Below are 17,433 nucleotides of genomic sequence, written 5' to 3'. Positions count from 1 at the left end.
GGAAACCGCCGGTTAGCCGTGGAGGATTGCACTTTCGCCTCGATTTCTGTTCTCGGCGAGCAGCATCGCTCCGGTTTGACGAAGGAACACGATCAGCCAGCTGAAGATCATCACGAATGCCACCAGTTCGACGGCGGTGAGTGTGTAGTACCCGGTCAGGAACCACACTGCCAGCACGATAAGAACTCCCACGTAGAGATACCCGAGAAGAAGGAACACCCGTGACATGGTGGGGATCCACGATCGGAGGCGGACGACGACAGTGATGAAAACCACGATCATTCCGGTCGCGGATACATTATGCGCTGCCATGTTTTGATCGAGCGGGAAGATTCCCACACCAGCCAAAAGCACGCCGATGAGAACCAGCGCCCCCCGCACGAGCGCGCGTCCTCGCACTTCTTCTGGCGTGGCAGCCGGGATGGCCGCGGTCGCGTAATGAGCCAGGGTGGTGACGATGATCCCCGCGATCAGGACCGTGAGGTTGAAGGCCAGCGCCGAGATGTCGTCGGAAATGCCCAGGGTGCTGAGGTTCTCCTGCCACCACAATGGGTCGCTGGCGCTCAACATGCTCGCAAAAGTGCCCACCACCACGAACACGGCGAGGATGATCGACATCAGAATCGGGGTAAGGCCAACGGCGGAGAGGAAAACACTGTAGGCCGTGACTGCGATGGCGACCGCGGCCAGCAGCGTCGCGGAGGCGGGGAAGACGACGGCACCGATGAAGCTGCGGCTCAGCAGGCCCGCAACCGCGAGCCACGCCAACAGCGAGATCACTGCGTGCGCCAGCGCAAGCGCACCGATGTCGTACCACCGGAGCTGCCCGCCGTGGCCGGGTGGCCCGGGGTCCAGCAGGGTGCCTGCCGCCCGACTGGCGTGCATGACGGCACGCGTGGTGACGAAGATCACCGCCGCCGCCGCCGCGCTCGCCAAAGCGACGAACTGCCCGACCGAGCCGGGACCCGCGATAGGAACGTCGTCACCCCAAAAGGTGATCGCCGACGCCAGCGCGCCGACCAGGAAGACGGCCGCGCCCACCAGCAGCGCGGCCGATTCCCGCGACTGGGCGTTGGCGACCGGGTGCCGAAGCAACCAACTGATGGGTGCGGGCCGGCTCATCCGAGTCCTCCTGTCGCTGCGTCACCGGACCGGTGGTCGAGGCGGTGGCAGCGACAATATCTCGTCTGCACCGATCCCGAAACGTCCACAGGGCCGAACCCTGGCCAGCGCACCGGTTGTTCCATCGACAATTGCCAGGACGATGCACCGGCAATCGCCCACAGATTCAAAACGGCACTACGCTGCCGCTGAACGCCGCGAGATTCTCCGGCCGGAATCCCCGATGAAAGGTCACACCATGAGTGAAGTTGAGAGCGCAACACTCGAAAAGGCCGCCGCGGTGTCGATCGACGGCCGGCATTTCCAGTTCGTCGGCGCCACCGGCTCCCGATTCGAGCCGGGCGGTCTGGTGATCCTCCGGTCCACTGATGAGGGCGAGGAGGAGACGGACCAGCTGGGCCAGGTTGAGGAGGTCACCGTCACGATCGGCGGCGCCCCGCACGGCTCCGGGCGCATCCTGGGTCTGCTCAATGGAGATGGCCGGCACCTCGATGTTCGGCGCTCCGTCGCGTTCGGATCGGCCACGCTCCGACCCGCGGATGCCCGCACGACCGAACTGCTCTACGGCGATGCCACGGCGTCCCTGCCCATCGGCTCCTTCCTGGCCTCCCAGCACATCCCGGCCCGGCTCCTTGCCCAACGCTTCAACCGGCACACCTTCTGGTGCGGGCAGAGCGGATCGGGCAAGACTTACGCCCTGGGCGTGGTGCTGGAACAGCTGCTGATCCACACGGCGCTGCCCATGGTGATCTTCGATCCGAACGCGGACTTCGTGCACATACGGCAGGCCCATCCCGCGGGTGAATCGACGGATGCGCAACGGGCGCTGGCCGAGCGGGACATCCGGGTGCTGCGCCCATCGGCTGCCTCCCCCGATGCTCTCCGGGTGCGGTTCCTGGACCTGTCGTTGCGGGCGAAGGCGGCCGTCTTTCGGCTCGACCCGCTCGATGATCGTGCCGAACACAACGAGCTGATGCACATCGAGGACACCGTGGGTCTGATCGAGCCGACGAGGGTCGTCCCCGGCCTGCTGGACCGGGGCACCCCGGCGGCGCGCGAACTGGCGGCACGCACCGAGAATCTCCGGGTGACCGACTGGAGCATCTGGGCGCAGGGCCTGGCGGCCGTGACCAACATCCTGGAGACCCGCCCCGACGCCACGGTGCTCGACCTCGGCGGCTTCGCCTACCCGGAGGAGTCGCTGGTGGTGGCGTTGGCAGTGCTCGACGACCTGTGGGACAAACGGGAGCAACGCCGTCCGCTCCTGATCGTGATCGACGAGGCGCACAACTTCTGCTCGCCCGACCAGACCAGCCCGTTACACGTGGCGGTGCGGGAGAGAATCGTGCAGATCGCGGCGGAAGGACGCAAATTCGGCCTTTGGCTGCTGCTGTCGACCCAGCGACCGTCTCGGGTGCACCCCAGCATCATCTCGCAGTGCGACAACTTGGCGCTGATGAAGATGACGTCTCCGGTGGACCTCGACGAGCTCGCCACCATCTTCGGTTTCGTGCCGCCGGCCATGCTCGCCCGGGCTTCACGGTTCCGACAGGGCGAGGCCCTCTTCGCCGGCGGTTTTGTGCCCGCTCCCACCATGGTCACCATGGGACCGCGTCTCACCCGGGAGGGCGGCGCCGACGTAGCCGTGCCCCTGCGCCAAGCCCGCGAACTGTGAGAAAAGCCCCGAAAAACCGAGGCAAAGTCATACGGTCGTAGCAACGCTCTGATTCAAGGAGTGTTGGATGGTCAAGCTTTTTCCGGCGGGAACGCGGACGAGGTTCGTGGATTTGGTCTGCTCTGGGGGTGGTTTGCGGGTGTCTGCGGCCTCGTTGGGCGCGTCGGTCAATACCGCGACGCAGTGGTGGCAGCAGTCTGGCGGCATGGCCCTAAGTGCTCCGAGATCCGTTGTTGGTGGCGTCGCCGATCCCGCACCGGGCGGTGGTGTGGAGGGCGGTCGGGCGTTGACGTTGGCCGAGCGCGCGATGATCCAGTTCGGCCGTCGCAAGGGCCTGAGCTACGCCGAGATCGGCCGGGAAATCGGTCGGAACAAGTCCGTGGTCTGGCGGGAAGTGCACCGCAACACCAGCCTTGATGGCGTCTACTACGCGTCCGTCGCGCATACCAAGGCACACCAGGCCCGGCATCGGCCCAAACGGCTGAAGTTGGTCGACAACGCGGCGCTCTGCGAGTTGATCGAGGTCTGGATGGATGACGGGTGGAGCCCGAAATTGATCTCGGCGATGTTGGCGCATTACTTCGACGGTGACGAGACTATGCAGGTGAGCCACGAAACGATCTACCATGCGCTGTACGTGCAAACCCGCGGAGAACTACGAGCTGATCTGGCTAAAAGTCTCTCGACGAAGCGCACGAAGCGTGTTCCGCACTCCACGGACCGCAAATCGAACAGTCCCTATAAGGACGCGTTGAAGATCAGCCAGCGACCGGCGGAAGTCGCCGATCGGGCCGTTCCGGGGCATTGGGAAGGTGACCTCATCATCGGCGGCGGAGACGATTCGTCCGCGATCGGGACCCTCGTAGAACGCAGCACCCGGTTCACGATCCTGCTGCATTTGCCCGGGCCTCACACGGCCGACGAAGTCGCGACCGCGATGATCCGCGAGATGCGCCACCTGCCCGATCACCTGCGCCGTTCAGTGACCTGGGACCGCGGCACGGAACTGGCCGACTACGAGCGCATCCAACTTGCCTTAGACACCAAGCTTTACTTCTGCGACCCGCACTCGCCCTGGCAGCGCGGAACCAACGAGAACACGAACCGGCTGCTGAGGTTCTGGTTCGAGAAAGGCTCGAACCTCTCCGGCCACACCGCCGACGATCTGGCTCGCGTCGCAGCGAAACTCAACCGCCGGCCCCGACCCACCCTCGGCCTCGAAACCCCAGCCAACCGGCTAGCCCAGCTGCTCACAGCAGCACAAACCACCGGCGTTGCTTAGACCGCTTGACTTTGCCCGAAAACTCTGAGGCTCTTCTCACAGTTTGCGGGCCAGATAGCCGGCTCGCACCGGCTTGTCGAGTTTCTCGGTGGCGGCGCGCAGGGTCAGCCTCGGCAAGCCGGCCGCGTTGTCGTCGAGGAAGCCGAGGAGCGCGTCCCGGTCGACGTCGCCGAGGTAGCGCAGCATCCAGCCGGTGGCCTTCTGCACGTAGTCGTTCTCGTCGCTGCCGAGCATCCGCGCCAGCTGCAGGGTGTCGGTGATGTCGCCCCGGCGCAGGAATGCTGCTGTCGCGACCAAGGCGGTGCGGCGCTCCGGCCAGAACGACGACGACGCGAGGGCGTAGAGCGGGTCACGTGGCTTGTCGACGAGCCAGCCGCCGACCACCTAATACGCGACCAGGTCCACAAGATCCCAGGTGTCGATCCGGTCGTGGCGGCGCAGGTACAGCTCGTAGAGCTCCTCACGCCGTTCGTCGCCGGTCTTACGGTGCGTCGCCGCCTTGCCCATAATCGAGCACGCGCCGACCCGCACCTCGTGGGTCGGGCTCTCCAGCAGCGTCTCGATGTCCGGCAGCGGCATGGCGAGCGCCCGGCCGGCCAGGGCGAACACGTCTCCCATCCGTACTCCGATGAACGAGTCGTCGCCCGGGAAGTACCGGGTGTACTTCTGCCGCTGCTCCGGGGTGGCCAGGGCCACCAGGCTCTTCTGAAAGTCGGCAGCGGTGGTCTCATCCGTCATGCAGTCAGGATGCCACCGGTCTTGGCAGATTGGAGGGTCGCGGTGCCTATTGACAGACCCGGCCCTGTGTGTCGCGTTCGGCAGCCCAGTGTCTGTGTGGGCTCGGCCCGGTCTGCTGTGTCATTCCGTGGCGTCGGCCAGCGGGCAGACGTCGGCCGGCCTCAACGCTCGCGTTTGGCCCGGCGGCGTTCCCGCCAGGTCATCGCGGCCAGCGCCGCCTCCTGGCGTTCCCGCGCCGCGTCCCGCTCGATGCGTGCGGCGTTGCGGCGTTCCTGCCAGCGGGCAACCTCCGTATCGACATCGCGAAGCGCCGTGACGACGGGCGGGCCCCCGCGCAGCTGCCGGCGGGCCTCGATCACGCGGCGGTTGAAGTCGTCGAGGATCTCCCGCACCGCTCGCTCGGCGACCACGGCGTCGAGGCTGGCGTCGAGTCCGGCGTCTTCGGAACGCAGGGTGAGGGCAGCCGGGCCCAGTCCGGTGATCTGCTCACGCTCGATCTTCTGGCGGATCCACCAGTCCGGGTCGTACGGGGCGGTGAGGCCCGGGATCGGCTTGCCCGTGCCGGGCAGGTTGTCGAAGTCGCCGCGACGCATCGCCTGCTGGATCGCGATCTCCACGTACTGGGCGCGGGCATCCATCATGGCCTGGCCGGCCTCGTTGGTGTCCGGCTCGGCGACCTCGGGTCGTTCGGGTGCAGGAATCTCGCGGTTGATCTTGTACCGCGCCACATTGAGCGGCGTATCGCTGGGTTCGCGTGGACCAGTCATGCCACCAGCCTAGGTTCACCCACACGCTGACGGTCCGCTCCGCGTACACTGACCGGCATGTTCCGACACCCGCGCCGCGCGCTCGAAGGCGGACCCCTGTGAAGGCCGTTGTCCACGACCGGTACGGGCAGCCCGACCTGCTGAGGGTCGAGGAGATCCCGAAGCCCTCGCCGGGCCCGAACCAGGTACTCATCGAGGTCGCCGCGACGTCCCTCAATCTGTCCGACTGGGAGGGCCTGACCGGATCCCCGGGGTACGCCCGGATCGGCGGGTTGCGCGCCCCCAGGCGCCGGGTGTTGGGCTCCGACATCGCCGGTCGGGTCGCCGCGGTCGGCTCCGGCGTGACCCGGTTCCGCGTGAATGATGACGTGTACGGCGACAACATGGGTCTGTTGGGCGGTTTCGCCGAGTTCGCTGTGGCGCCGGTCGCGGCCCTCGCCCACAAACCTACGGAAATGACCTTCGCCGAGGCGTCGGCCCTGCCCCAGGCCGGAGCGATCGCGCTGCAGGGAACCGCCCGTGTTCGCCGCGGGCAGCGTGTGCTGATCAACGGGGCGGGCGGCGGGTCGGGGTCGTTCGCGATTCAGCTGGCCAAACACTCCGGAGCGCACGTGACCGGCGTCGACAACGCGCGAAAGCTCGACTTCATGCGCGGGCTCGGCGCCGACGAGGTCGTCGATTACACCACCTCGGACTTCACCCGGCTGGAACCGTTCGACCTGATCCTCGACCTCGTGGCGCACCGGTCAGTGTTCGCCTACCAGCGGGCATTGGCCCGCGGCGGTCGTTACCTCTGCGTCGGCGGCACCGTACGCAGCGTGCTGCGGGTCGTGACAGTCGGCGCGGCGCTCGGCGTGGTCACCGGGCGCCGGCTGGGGCTACTCATCGCCAGGGAGGGCCCGGCCTACTTCACGCCCGTCGCCGAGCGGTGCGTCGCCGGCGAGCTGAGCATCAACATCGACCGCATTTATCCGCTCGACGAGGCGGCGCGGGCGCTCGCCTACCTCGGCGAGGGACGTGCCCTCGGCAAGATCGTCGTCACGGGCTAGGGGACGAATGCAATCGACGGAGAATATGCGCATCGTGGTGGAGGACGGGATGGTGTCGGCCGCCTTCGCCCGACCGGCGGACGCGTTCGCCACGCTAATCGTGGCACCGGGAGCGGGGTCCAGCTTCGACCATCCGTTCCTCGTCGGGTTCAGCGAGGCGCTGAACGCCGCCGGGTTGGCGACCCTGCGGTTCAATTTCCCGTACCGGGAGGCCGGCCGCCGGCTCCCCGACCGGGCGCCCCGGGCGATCGCCGCCTGGCGGGCGGCGATGGACGCTGCGGCTGCCCGGTCGGCGGGTCAGCCCGTTTGGGCGGCCGGTAAGTCCTTCGGCGGGCGGATGGCCTCCATGGCGGTGGCCGCCGGCATGCCGGCAGCGGGCCTGGTCTTTCTCGGCTACCCGCTGCATCCGCCGGGCAAGCCGGAGAAGCTGCGCGATGAGCACCTGTACGGGATCGACCGGCCGATGCTGTTCGTGCAGGGCACGCGTGACCCGTTCGCCGCCCCGGACGAACTCACCCCGGTGGTCGGGCGAATCGGCACGGCGACACTCGAGTTGATCGACGCGGCGAACCACTCTTTCGAGGTTCGGGGAGCCAAGCGCCCGGCCGTTGATGTGGGTGCAGGGCTTGCTCCTATGGTCGCCGAGTTCGTGCGCGCCAGCGTGGCCTAGGCTGCGTTACTCAGCGGACGGCCGCTGCCGTTGCGCTTTCGTCGCCGAGCGCTGCTGCTTGGCGGCGAGGTGCCGGCGGCCGGAACCCCGGGTGGGTTTGGTCGCCCGGCGGCTGGGCCCGTCGGGGGCCAGGCCCGCGGCCACGAGCTCCGCGAGCTTCGTCAGCGCGATCTCACGATTGCGCAGTTGGGAACGCTGTTCGGAGGCGGCCATGGTGACCACCCCGTTGATCAGGCGCCGGTCGAGTCGGGTGAGAAGCAGCATCCGCTGCTCGTCGGTGAGAACCGCAGACTCGACGACATTCCAGGACACCTGCACGCGGCTGTCCGAGGTGTTCACGTGTTGCCCGCCGGGGCCGGACGACCGGGAGAACCGCCACCCGAGTTCCGTCGCCGGAATCGTGAGCGTGGGCGATACCTCGAGATCCATGCTTCAAGGGTCCCACGATGTGGGCGCGGTCGGCGCCGTTCTGCGGGAATCGGTGGCCGGGACCGTCAGAACAGCGGCCAGGGCACCGCGGGCATCCGGCCCTCAGGGGCCGGGAAGCGGGCTTCGGTGCGCAGCCGGTCGCAGCGGGCGGCCAGGGCGACGATCTCGGCGGGAGTGAGCAGGCCGGCGAGTTCGCGCTCGAGCCCGGCGGTGAGATCGGCGCTGACCCTGTCGATCCCGGCCAGCTCGTCGATGCTGAGCTCCTCGCCCAGCCAGCCCCAGAGCACGGTGCGCAGCTTGTGGTCGGCGTGGAAGGTGAGCCCGTGGTCGACGCCGTGCCGGTGCCCGTCGGGCATGGCCAGGATGTGGTCTCCCTTGCGGTCGGCATTGTTCACGATGATGTCGAACACGGCCATCCGGCGCAGTGCCACGGAGTCCTCGTGGATGAGTGACACCAGCCGGTCCTGCTCGTCCTGGCCGTCGAGCACGTGCCGCCAGCCCTGCTCAGGCATGGCCTCGGCCGGGATCAGGTCCACGGCATCCTGGCCGGGGTCCCGCTCCTGCCAGAGCTGCGCCATGCCGGGGCCCATCGGGCCGTCGCGCAGCCAGGTGCGGGGCACGACGTTCCAACCGAACGCCTCCGAGACCAGGTACGCCGCCGCCTCCCGGCTGGCCAGGTTGCCGTCGGGGAAGTCCCACAGCGGGTTCTCCCCCGCGATCGGCTTGTAAACCACCGTGACGCCGGCGATGCTGCCTAGGAACGTCGCGTTGGACGCCGTCGTGATCCGCCCGGTGAGTTCAAGGTCACCGTCGACGAGGTCGGCGTCCGGCATGTTCACGCGCCGGGGAGGGTGCAGGTGTGCCCGTCTGCGTCGATGGGATAGCCGCAGAGCGGGCAGATGGGCCGGCCGGCGCCCACCACCTCGCGGGTACGTGTGGCGAACGCCCGTGCGGTGCCGACGGGCATCCGCACCAGCAGCATTTCGGCCGGTTCGACGGCTGCGAGGTCGAGCAGCTCGTCGTCGTCTTCGTCCACGATCGGGAAGGCCTCGAGCACGATCTGCACCGTCGTCGGGTCCCAGCCCAGGCTCATCGAGCCGGTGCGGAATTCCTCGTCGACGGGCTCCAACGGGTCGTTGTCGACCAGTTCGATGGGGGTGCCGGTGGGGATGCTGAACGGGTTGCCCTCGTAGGCGATCAGCTGGTCGAGGATCTCGTCGATCTTCTCGGCGAGCAGCGCGGATTGTTGTTTCTCCAGGGCGATGCTGACGATCTGGGCGCCGGTGCGCACCTGCAGGTAGAAGGTGCGGGAGCCGGGCAGACCGACGGTGCCGACGACGACCCGATCCGGCCAGGCGAACTCATGGACGATTGTAGGCATGCGAGTATTTTAGGCGCGCGACGCGTGCGGAGCCTGATGACCCGCCCCACCGCCGACCGGGGCGTCCGCCGTGGGGGCGCTCGCCGCGAGCCAGGACAGGTCCCCGGCGTCGGTATTGGTGGCGTGCACGGTCGGCCGGCTACTGCCGTACCGCACGATCGAGACGGATGCCGGACCCACGTTGATCCGCTGGAACAGGTCCAGGTGCATGCCGAAGGCGTCGGCCAGGATCGACTTGATGATGTCGCCGTGGCTCACCGCCACCCAGACCGCGCCGGGTCCGTGTTCCGCCTCGAAGGCGGCGTCCAGGCGGCGGATCGCGGCGACCGACCTGGCCTGCATCGCTGCCATCGCTTCCCCGTTCGGGAAGGTCACGGCGGACGGCTGGGTCTGCACCACCGACCACAGCTTCTCCGCCGACAGGTCCTGGAGGGTGCGGCCCTGCCAGTCGCCGTAGTCGCACTCGGAGAGTTCGTCTTCGATCGGCGTCAGCAGCGTGCCGCTCTGGCGGTCGATGATGTGCTGCGCGGTTTCGCGGCAGCGTTCCAGGGGGCTGGAGACCACCCCGACCAGCGGTACCGCGGCGAGCCGCTTCCCCGTGACGACGGCTTGGTCTCGGCCGATCTGGTCGAGCAGAACGCCGGCGGTGCGTCCGGCCAGCAGCCCGGTGGCGTTTGCGGTGGTGCGGCCGTGCCGCACGAGGATGACTGTGGCCATGGCTACAGCCTAGACAGCCAGCCGGGCCCCGAGTGGTCGCACGCTTATTAGGACTTCGTCAGATTTATAGGACGCAGTTGCCCGCGGATTCAACCGGTCAGCGCAACACCGGTCGGTTGTGGCTTCGAGAGTAGCTCGTTGAGGGCTTCTTTCGGGGTTTTCCAGTCGAGGGTTTTGCGGGGGCGGTCGTTGAGCTGGTTGGCGACGTAGTCGAGGTAGTCGTGGTGGTAGCCGGAGAGGTCTGTGCCTTTCGGGAAGTACTGGCGCAGCAGACCGTTGGTGTTCTCGTTGCTGCCGCGCTGCCAGGGTGAGTGCGGGTTGCAGAAGTAGATGTCCATGTCGAGGGCGATTCGGATCTGCGCGTGATTGGCCATTTCTTTGCCCTGGTCCCACGTGACGGATTTGCGGAGGAATTCCGGCAACCTGCCCATGGTCTCGATCATCGCCTGCTGGACCTCGTCGGCGCCGTGTTTGTCGGGCAGGTGCAGCAGCATCACGAACCGGGTTGTGCGTTCGACCAGGGTGCCGATCGCGGAGCCGCTGTCTTTGCCGACGATCAGGTCACCCTCCCAGTGTCCGGGAACTGCCCGGTCTTCGACCTCGGCGGGCCGGTCGCTGATCAGCACCATGTCGCGGATCCGGCCCTGGCGTTGGGTGGCCCGGCGTTGCGGTTTACGGAGCGCTCTCCCAGTGCGCAACGCCACTGTCAGGTCGCGGCGCAACGCCCCGCGGCCCTGAACATACAGGGATTGGTAAATCGTTTCGTGTGACACCCGCATCTCCGGATCGTCGGGGAAGTCCAACCGCAATCGTCGCATGATCTGCTCCGGGCTGGCCTTCTCCGATAGCCGATTCTGAACCTCGTCCCGGAGCCTGTCATTCAGGGCCAGTTTCGCTGGTTTCGGGCGGGACATCCTCAGATCTGCGCGACGCTGCGCTAACGACGGCGAGTACTTCACCGGCGTCGAACGGGGCCGCCCCATCCTCGACCGCGGTCGGTATTGATGAGGCAGATTTCGCTCCAACTCCCGCAGCACCGTCGACGGATTGCGTCCGATCGACCGGCTGATCGCTCTGATCGACAGGCCGGCGCTGATCCCGGCCAGAATCAGCTCGCGTTCACGAATCGACAAAAACCGTTCGGATGGCGGATTCAACGACAACGGTGTCATGCCACCAGCATTGCGGAACCACACGTCACCCTCCTGCGATGACATGCCCGCAACCGCGGCAGCGTCCTGCGTCGTAGCTCCGTCCCGAATCGCTGTCCAGAACACCCGACGCACAGCACGGGAAACAGGAATACGCATCATCACTCCAAGAAGTCAGAGTGTTGCGCTGACCCCTTGAGCCCAAGGCTCAAAGCATCCTATTAATCTCACTATCTCCTAACTTGCGTCGGGGCGAGGTGAAGACCCTGGGCCATGGCGTGGAGGATCTCCGCCTCGACCCGTGGCCAGTCGAAGAGGATCTGCCGGTAGTCGTAGCGCAGAACCGTGAAACCGAGGAGGACGAGCCTCCGATCGTGCGCGATGTCTGCCCGCCGCTGCTCGGCCGTGGAGTGGAAGCTGAAGCCATCGCTCTGCAGTACGAGCCGCTGCCCGATCAGACCATCGACGCGGTGCCCCGCGAGCATGACCTGCTGGCTGACCCGGATGCCGATGGCCGCGAGCCGGGAAACGGGCAGCGTCTCCAGGCCCGAATCGGCCAGCCCCGACGCGACCTCTCGCACGGCACGGGCCGCGGCACTGCGCAGGTGCAGCCTCGCGAGCGAGGCCTGGGTCACGAGCTTCTTGTTCAAAGCGGAGTCCCAGACGACGAGAGCGTTCTCGAACGGTTGGCACTCGGCGATGTGCACGAGGGCGTTCTCGATAGGTTCCACAAGTGCGAACCGGGCAACCGGTACCGGTCCGATACTCCAGTGCACCCGCAGGGTTTCGGATGCCGGCACCGCCGTGTTTCTCGGCATGCTGACGTGGTTCATCCCGTCAGAGAGGTGCCACAGCTCAAGCTGCCAAGCAACGCTGAGGCACGCCACCCGCCCGCCGAGCGCAGCCGCGGCGCGCAGATCGGCTGGAGCCGTCGGCAGAGCGAGCCAATCACGGCGGATGCGTTCGCACTCGCCGCCGGCGATGCTCTGCCTGATCGAGTATCGGGTGAACCCCGCACGCAGCGCCTGAGCTGAGTGCGCAACGCCGTGGTGCCGGGCGAGCCAGATGCCGAGGTCCATCCGTATAGTGTCGTGGCGGCATCAGCTCCCGCGCAGAAACGATCTCGGCTGTCGAGAACTCGCCCCGTCGCGCCCCTGTGCACAACACGGCATGGCGCCGAAGGATGCGGTGTTCCGTCTAGGTCGCGCGGACGGGCGAGTCGGCGATGCGCGCCGTGACCTCGGCGACAGCGGCGCGCATCTCTCTGACCGAGGCGGGATCGTCGCCCTGTGCCTGCAGTTGCAGGTCCAGTGCGGCCAGCTGCTGCTGAAGGGCCGTCTGCACCTCCCCGACCGAGCAGGTGTAAGCCAGATCGCTGACCAGTTGCAGAAACCTTCTCACCACCGAGGGGTCGTTGGCGCCGTAATGCCGCATCGGGGACAGCGCATCATGGATAGTGTCTGCCGCTGTGCGGGTAGCCGTCACCACCCGCAGGTTCCCGTCCGCATCGGCGAGGGCGCTGGGAAGCGCCGGCATCTGGAGCGTGCTGGCCACGATCGCGCTGAGGTGCCCGAGGGCATTCACGGCGGTGGTCGGGTCGTTGATGCCCGGCGACAGCGCGCGCACGCCGATGTCCACGATCTGCTGCACCCCGTAGTCGATGTCCTGCGCCGCGGTGCGTTCGTAGGCAATTGAGTACACGCCGCGCACCGCATCCGCCACGTCGTCCGCGTCCACCGGGTCCGTACCGTCCCCGGCCGGCCACCACACCATCAGCGGCGTGCCGGCGACGACGTTTTCCCCGACCCGCCTGACCTCCTGGAAGACGAGCGAGTGCGGGGCGGCGTAGGCCACCAGTGCCGCGTGGTCGCGGCCGGTGATGAAACCGCTCACCGCCGCCGTGACGGTGTGCGTCCCGACCGGGATCTGCATCGGCGAGGTATACGCCTGTGCGGCCTCATTGCCGGCACCGACGAGGTCGATGGTGCGGTTCGTTTCGGCGTGGATGTCCTTCAGCATCGTCTCCACCCGCAGCTGGGCGGCTAGGTGGGCGAGGAAGAAGACCAGCATGATGACGCTCACCAGGGTGAGCACGAACGCCGTCGTCACGGCGACCCGGGGTACGAACTCGGCGGCGTCATCCGTCGTCGCTCGCACCGACCGCAGCACCGTGATCGAGTATGCGAAGGTGCCGAGGAAAACAGCCAGGGTCGCGTGCACCTGCCGGTCCCTGGCGAACAACCGCAACACGCGGGGCGACGCCTGGCTGCTGGCCAGCTGCAACGCCACCACCGTGAGAGAGAAAGTCAGCGACGTCGCCGTGATCAACGAGCCGGCAATCGACGACAGCACCGACCGGGCCGTCTCTGCTCCCCCGTTGAATATCACCGAGTCCACGGCGGTGGGCAGTTCCGCGTCGATGAGCAGGTCAATGCGCGGAAGCACGAGCCCCAGCACGACAGCCAGTAGAATCGCCGCCACCGGAAGCGGCCACAACCGTGATTCCACCGACTCGGTCAGGCGCGCCCACCGGGCTCGACCACCGCCTGAACCCCGCATCTCAGCCACAAATCACTCCCGCCGGGTCGGTTCTTCGGTGCACGTCCGGTCAGCATAGCAACCAGGTCTGATCGGGATTCCGGCCGTCGTAAGCCCGAAACGGGCGGTCTCGGCGCCCGCCTAACATCTAGGAACCAGGCGCATTCGGGTGTAGACGTGGTGCAGGGCAGCCAGATGCAGGCGCCACGATCGAGAGCAGGGTTCGGATGGTTGCGGCCACAACGGTGCTGGCGATCATCGTCATCTGGAGTGTGTTCTCGAGGCCGTTGGATCGACGGGGCATTACGTCGGCCCTCTTCTTCACCGTCGTGGGTTTCCTCGTCGGCACGTCGGCGCTCGGCTGGCTCGACATTGCCGTGGAATCCGAGGTCGCCGAGCTTGTGGCCGAGATCGCATTGGTGCTGCTCCTCTTCAGCGACGCCTCCCGCATCGACCTGCGGGCGCTCCGGCGAGAGCTCTCCTTGCCGACCCGCCTGCTGCTGATCGGGCTGCCGCTCACCATGATCGCCGGATCTGTGGTCGGTGCGCTCGTCTTCCCCGACATGGCGCTGGCCTCCGTGGTGCTGCTGGCCACGATGCTGGCCTCCACGGATGCGGCGTTGGGCCAGAAGGTCGTGTCCGACCCGGCCGTCCCCGGGCGGGTGCGGCAGTCCCTCGACGTGGAGAGCGGACTCAACGACGGCCTCGCCGTGCCGTTCTTCCTGGTCACACTCGCGATCGCCAACGCTGAGCTGGAGACCGACGTGCCCTCGGCGGTGATCAGCAGCATGGCCGCCCAGATCGGTTGGGGGCTCATCGGGGGCTTGGTCGCCGGCGCGCTGGGCGGGCTGTTGTTCCGCGCCGCCGACCACCGGGACTGGATCGGCCGGGAGTGGCGCCAGATCGTTCCCCTGGCGGCGGCGCTGCTGGCGTTCACCATCGCCGTGACGCTCGGTGGCAGCGGATTCATCGCCGCCTTCGTGGGCGGCCTCGTGTTCGGCAGGTTCTCCGGCACGCGCGGGTCGGCCGTCACCTTGCTGGCCGAGGACTCTGGCGGCTTCCTCGCCGCCGTCACCTGGATCGGGTTCGGCGCGCTGGCCCTCACCCTGGCCTTCCCGTACATCACCTGGCAGGTCGTCCTCTACGCCGCGCTCAGCCTGACGCTGGTACGGATGATTCCGGTCACGATCGCCCTCGCCGGTCAGGGGCTGAAACGGCCCACGGTGGCGTTCATCGGCTGGTTCGGTCCGCGCGGGCTGGCTTCGCTGGTGTTCGCGCTTCTCGCCTTCGAGCGTGGTGTGCCCGAGGGGGACGTCGTGCTCACGACGGTTTTCGTCACCGTTGCGCTGAGCGTGATCCTGCACGGCCTCACGTCGGTTCCGCTGGTCGCCGCCTACCACCGCTGGTACACGGCGCACAGTGCGCAACATCCGGGCGCAGCAGAGGCGGTGCAGGCGACGATGTCCCGCCGCCGACGCCACCTCCCCGGTGCCCACGACGCCTAGCAGGGCCCCACCTTTTCCTCCACCGTCATGCGGCCGAGGAGGTCGGCGATGCGGTCGCCGATGAAACGTCACCGGCGTGTCAACGAGTATCGGCGCGCGGTGGGCCGTCAGCGAGCGGGCAGGCCGGCCAACGGAATCAGCTCCTGGATCCAGGCTTGGTACTGGCGAATTGTCTCGGCGTAGTCCTCTGCCACCCGGTCGAGGTCGCTCTGGGAGACGGTAGCCGATGCGTCTGCCGTCATCAGGTGGCGCCAGGACTCGAGCAACAGAACGATCTGGTCCGCCAGCGGCCAGCCACGGGCCAGGTGTTCGTTCGCTCCCGGCACGGCCACCATCACGGGCGCCCAATCAGCCATGGCCGTTTGCAGGCGCCGCCGGGCAGCCGATGTGGTGCGAAACATGTGTTGCGGGAACCCACGTTGCGCACAGAGCGCCATCAGGTTCGCCGTCACCTTGTCACGACTCACGGCGTCGTCCCAGACGCCGCTTTTCGGCGCGAAGTCGGGCTGTATCGACAGGGCGCGGAGATTCGCCAGATTCTCCTCATGATGCTCCGGGGTGAACCCGGGAATACCAGCGGCATAGAGATCGGCTCCGACTACAGGGGCGAGGAGCATCCGTCCCACATCGTTCACGGTCTGGGCGAGACTGCGAAACGCCACCTTCGACATCCCGTCGTAGCGCAGCCTGTCCCGCGTCTCGGCACGTCTCTTGCTCCACGAATTGACGAGGCCGGCCGTCACGAACGCACCGACAACGCCGTACAGCGCGTCCCGGGAATTGCCGAAGTCCGCGGTGGCGTCTCGCAGCCAGCGCAGGTCGAAGAGGGCCGGGCTCAGCAGCAACCCGATTGCCGCGATGAGAAACCAGGTCTCGCGCCGGAATGCCCCACTCTTCACTGCCGTTTTCTCCCCCACGGTCGGCTCTTTTCTCATCTGTGCTCGTCACGGCCCGCTCCGCCCTGCCTGGGCACTCGCAGCCTACCGGCAGGTGGCAGCTATCCGATCGGCGCAAACCCGCGTACGGTCGCTCCATGGCGAACCTCATCGAGAAACTAGCGGAATCGGTGCCCTCCTGGGGTGCGAAACTGGCGTACGGCGAGAAGACCACGCTGGGCGGGCACGACCTGATCCCCGTCGCGCTCGTCGGCTTCGGCTTCGGCGGCGGCGAGGGCTCCAGCGAGATGCCCGACGGCGGCTTCGGCCCAGCCGGCATGGGCGTCGGGGAAGGCAGCGGCGGTGGTGGCGGCGGCTACGCGGTGCCGATCGGCGCCTATGTCGGCGGACCCGACGGGCTGGAATTCCGGCCCAACCGAATCGCCCTGATGGTGGTAACCGTGCCCGTGGTGGCGGCCGCCGGGTTGGCGCTCGCGCAGATCATCCGCGCGCTCAGAGGTGCCGCCCCGAGTTGAGCCGGTCTACGCCGGCGATTCGCCGAGCATCACTCAAGACCTCGCGATCTCCGCCTGACCCGGCGCATCCATCGCTGGGCCTTGTCCGGGGCGTGCGCGGCGCTCACTGCGCCCCCTGTCGGCGACCGCTACCGCTATAGCGGGCGCGGCCGCCCGTAGGAGGTGCAGTGAGCCGCCTGCCCTGTCACGCGGCGGGGTTCAGCGCCGCAATGGTGGCGGCGTAGCGCCCCTCGACCTCCGCGAACCGCAGGAACTTCACGGTATCAACGAGAATCTCCTGCGCGTCGGGCTGCGCTTCCAGAAGAGCCATAACCTCGTCGGCGAAGGCGTCCAGAGGCATGAAGTGCTCGTTCACCGAGTTGCCGGCCATCAGTTCGGTCTGCACGGCCGGCGGAACGAGCTCAATGAGCTGCACGGATGTTCCGGCCAGCTGCATCCGAATGGTCTCGCTGTACTGGTGGATGAAGGCCTTGGTGCCGTTGTAGGTGGGGGTAAAGGCCAGCGGGGTGAAGGCGAGCCCTGACGAGACCGTCATCAGGGTGGCGTCTGGGCGGGTCTGCAGGTGCTCGATGAATGCGGCGACCAGCCGCAGCGGCCCGTTGATGTTGGTCTCCACGATGCGTTCAGCTACGGCCAGGAAACCAGCACCGCGCACATCCTCGGCGTTCATCACCCCGGCCATGGCGATGAGTACGTTCAGGTCGCTGTGCTCGGCCAGAATCTGGTCGCGGGCGGCCAGCACGGAGGCGGGGTCGGTGGTGTCGATGGTGACGCCGGACAGCCCGTGCTCGGCGGCGAGGCGCTGCAACACGTCGGTGCGCCGCCCGCCGATCACGACGGTATTGCCGGCGGCCCGCAATCGCAGGGCCAGGGCGAGTCCGATGCCCGAGGTGGCGCCGGGGATGAAAATGGTGTTTCCGGTGATGTTCATGACTCGAGTGTGTGCGGCGGCGACCGGATGCGGGAGAGGAGCCGTTGTCGTAGGACTGCCGGTCCCT

Annotated in this window: 17 protein-coding genes and 1 pseudogene; 6 read left to right on the top strand and 12 right to left on the bottom strand. The window is 67.4% G+C overall.

Going from position 1 to position 17,433, the window contains the following annotated elements:
* Positions 1-12: 12 nt before the first annotated feature.
* Positions 13-1,122: a hypothetical protein gene (locus B7495_RS06470; protein WP_088455851.1), complete on the bottom strand. Its 1,110-nt coding sequence runs from the start codon at positions 1,120-1,122 to the stop codon at positions 13-15.
* Between the two features lie 238 nt (positions 1,123-1,360).
* On the opposite strand from B7495_RS06470, the gene B7495_RS06465 reads away from it, so the two are divergent.
* On the top strand, positions 1,361-2,797 hold the full coding sequence (locus B7495_RS06465; RefSeq protein WP_088457942.1) for an ATP-binding protein: 1,437 nt from the start codon (positions 1,361-1,363) through the stop codon (positions 2,795-2,797).
* Between the two features lie 67 nt (positions 2,798-2,864).
* Positions 2,865-4,079, top strand: a complete 1,215-nt coding sequence (locus B7495_RS06460; protein WP_088455027.1) for an IS30 family transposase — start codon at positions 2,865-2,867, stop codon at positions 4,077-4,079.
* A 36-nt stretch (positions 4,080-4,115) separates the two neighbouring features.
* On the opposite strand, the pseudogene B7495_RS19320 reads toward B7495_RS06460, so the two are convergent.
* Together B7495_RS19320 and B7495_RS06450 are read right to left on the bottom strand one after the other, a co-directional pair.
* Positions 4,116-4,817 (bottom strand): annotated as a pseudogene (locus B7495_RS19320) (DNA alkylation repair protein).
* Between the two features lie 161 nt (positions 4,818-4,978).
* Positions 4,979-5,584, bottom strand: coding sequence for a DUF1992 domain-containing protein (locus tag B7495_RS06450; protein WP_088455850.1), 606 nt, complete (start codon positions 5,582-5,584; stop codon positions 4,979-4,981).
* Positions 5,585-5,682: 98 nt separating this feature from the next.
* On the opposite strand from B7495_RS06450, the gene B7495_RS06445 reads away from it, so the two are divergent.
* Both B7495_RS06445 and B7495_RS06440 read left to right on the top strand, forming a co-directional pair.
* Entirely contained in the window at positions 5,683-6,633 is a 951-nt protein-coding gene (locus B7495_RS06445) for an NAD(P)-dependent alcohol dehydrogenase (protein ID WP_088455849.1), read from the top strand.
* Between the two features lie 7 nt (positions 6,634-6,640).
* The gene (locus B7495_RS06440; protein ID WP_088455848.1) at positions 6,641-7,303 is read left to right on the top strand and encodes an alpha/beta family hydrolase; all 663 of its coding nucleotides are present in this window, start codon (positions 6,641-6,643) and stop codon (positions 7,301-7,303) included.
* 6 nt (positions 7,304-7,309) lie between these two features.
* On the opposite strand, the gene arfB is transcribed toward B7495_RS06440, so the two are convergent.
* From arfB to B7495_RS06405, 7 genes are all read right to left on the bottom strand, one after another.
* Complete coding sequence (gene arfB, locus B7495_RS06435) at positions 7,310-7,732, bottom strand: alternative ribosome rescue aminoacyl-tRNA hydrolase ArfB (RefSeq protein ID WP_088455847.1); 423 nt, start codon at positions 7,730-7,732, stop codon at positions 7,310-7,312.
* A 65-nt stretch (positions 7,733-7,797) separates the two neighbouring features.
* Positions 7,798-8,565, bottom strand: a complete 768-nt coding sequence (locus B7495_RS06430) for an SCO1664 family protein (RefSeq protein ID WP_088457941.1) — start codon at positions 8,563-8,565, stop codon at positions 7,798-7,800.
* A gap of 2 nt (positions 8,566-8,567) precedes the next feature.
* Entirely contained in the window at positions 8,568-9,113 is a 546-nt protein-coding gene (locus B7495_RS06425) for a DUF3090 domain-containing protein (RefSeq protein ID WP_088455846.1), read from the bottom strand.
* A 9-nt stretch (positions 9,114-9,122) separates the two neighbouring features.
* Positions 9,123-9,830 carry a histidine phosphatase family protein gene (locus tag B7495_RS06420; RefSeq protein WP_088455845.1) on the bottom strand — a complete coding sequence of 236 codons (708 nt, stop codon included), beginning with the start codon at positions 9,828-9,830 and terminating at the stop codon, positions 9,123-9,125.
* Between the two features lie 89 nt (positions 9,831-9,919).
* Entirely contained in the window at positions 9,920-11,002 is a 1,083-nt protein-coding gene (locus B7495_RS06415; protein ID WP_121678472.1) for an IS30 family transposase, read from the bottom strand.
* 209 nt (positions 11,003-11,211) lie between these two features.
* Positions 11,212-12,060 (bottom strand): endonuclease domain-containing protein, encoded by an 849-nt coding sequence (locus tag B7495_RS06410; RefSeq protein WP_088455844.1) that lies wholly within the window; start codon positions 12,058-12,060, stop codon positions 11,212-11,214.
* 118 nt (positions 12,061-12,178) lie between these two features.
* Positions 12,179-13,462 (bottom strand): DUF2254 domain-containing protein, encoded by a 1,284-nt coding sequence (locus B7495_RS06405; protein ID WP_168195293.1) that lies wholly within the window; start codon positions 13,460-13,462, stop codon positions 12,179-12,181.
* A gap of 284 nt (positions 13,463-13,746) precedes the next feature.
* Here B7495_RS06405 and B7495_RS06400 point away from each other — a divergent pair, with 284 nt between their 5' ends.
* Positions 13,747-15,024 carry a sodium:proton antiporter gene (locus B7495_RS06400; RefSeq protein ID WP_088455842.1) on the top strand — a complete coding sequence of 426 codons (1,278 nt, stop codon included), beginning with the start codon at positions 13,747-13,749 and terminating at the stop codon, positions 15,022-15,024.
* Positions 15,025-15,131: 107 nt separating this feature from the next.
* On the opposite strand, the gene B7495_RS06395 is transcribed toward B7495_RS06400, so the two are convergent.
* A complete protein-coding gene (locus B7495_RS06395; RefSeq protein WP_151199555.1) occupies positions 15,132-15,923 on the bottom strand; it encodes a hypothetical protein in 792 nt (263 codons plus the stop codon).
* A 134-nt stretch (positions 15,924-16,057) separates the two neighbouring features.
* Between B7495_RS06395 and B7495_RS06390 the strand changes: the two genes are divergently transcribed.
* Positions 16,058-16,435 carry a hypothetical protein gene (locus B7495_RS06390; protein ID WP_088455840.1) on the top strand — a complete coding sequence of 126 codons (378 nt, stop codon included), beginning with the start codon at positions 16,058-16,060 and terminating at the stop codon, positions 16,433-16,435.
* Positions 16,436-16,619: 184 nt separating this feature from the next.
* Here B7495_RS06390 and B7495_RS06385 read toward each other — a convergent pair whose 3' ends face one another.
* A complete protein-coding gene (locus tag B7495_RS06385) occupies positions 16,620-17,366 on the bottom strand; it encodes an SDR family oxidoreductase (RefSeq protein ID WP_088455839.1) in 747 nt (248 codons plus the stop codon).
* Positions 17,367-17,433: the final 67 nt, after the last annotated feature.

The sequence above is a fragment of the Cryobacterium sp. LW097 genome (assembly GCF_002205495.2).
Taxonomy (GTDB): domain Bacteria; phylum Actinomycetota; class Actinomycetes; order Actinomycetales; family Microbacteriaceae; genus Cryobacterium; species Cryobacterium zongtaii.
The sequence above is the reverse complement of the archived record's forward strand: the minus strand, read 5'-3'. Positions and strand labels throughout refer to the sequence as shown.

Excerpts from the sequence above, each read along its gene's own strand:
- B7495_RS06415 (WP_121678472.1), bottom strand. The coding sequence starts at position 11,002 with ATGACACCGTTGTCGTTGAATCCGCCATCCGAACGGTTTTTGTCGATT.
- B7495_RS06450 (WP_088455850.1), bottom strand. The coding sequence starts at position 5,584 with ATGACTGGTCCACGCGAACCCAGCGATACGCCGCTCAATGTGGCGCGG.
- B7495_RS06390 (WP_088455840.1), top strand. The coding sequence starts at position 16,058 with ATGGCGAACCTCATCGAGAAACTAGCGGAATCGGTGCCCTCCTGGGGT.
- B7495_RS06470 (WP_088455851.1), bottom strand. The coding sequence starts at position 1,122 with ATGAGCCGGCCCGCACCCATCAGTTGGTTGCTTCGGCACCCGGTCGCC.
- B7495_RS06460 (WP_088455027.1), top strand. The coding sequence starts at position 2,865 with ATGGTCAAGCTTTTTCCGGCGGGAACGCGGACGAGGTTCGTGGATTTG.
- B7495_RS06385 (WP_088455839.1), bottom strand. The coding sequence starts at position 17,366 with ATGAACATCACCGGAAACACCATTTTCATCCCCGGCGCCACCTCGGGC.
- B7495_RS06425 (WP_088455846.1), bottom strand. The coding sequence starts at position 9,113 with ATGCCTACAATCGTCCATGAGTTCGCCTGGCCGGATCGGGTCGTCGTC.
- B7495_RS06440 (WP_088455848.1), top strand. The coding sequence starts at position 6,641 with ATGCAATCGACGGAGAATATGCGCATCGTGGTGGAGGACGGGATGGTG.
- B7495_RS06410 (WP_088455844.1), bottom strand. The coding sequence starts at position 12,060 with ATGGACCTCGGCATCTGGCTCGCCCGGCACCACGGCGTTGCGCACTCA.
- B7495_RS06420 (WP_088455845.1), bottom strand. The coding sequence starts at position 9,830 with ATGGCCACAGTCATCCTCGTGCGGCACGGCCGCACCACCGCAAACGCC.
- arfB (WP_088455847.1), bottom strand. The coding sequence starts at position 7,732 with ATGGATCTCGAGGTATCGCCCACGCTCACGATTCCGGCGACGGAACTC.
- B7495_RS06430 (WP_088457941.1), bottom strand. The coding sequence starts at position 8,565 with ATGCCGGACGCCGACCTCGTCGACGGTGACCTTGAACTCACCGGGCGG.
- B7495_RS06400 (WP_088455842.1), top strand. The coding sequence starts at position 13,747 with ATGGTTGCGGCCACAACGGTGCTGGCGATCATCGTCATCTGGAGTGTG.
- B7495_RS06465 (WP_088457942.1), top strand. The coding sequence starts at position 1,361 with ATGAGTGAAGTTGAGAGCGCAACACTCGAAAAGGCCGCCGCGGTGTCG.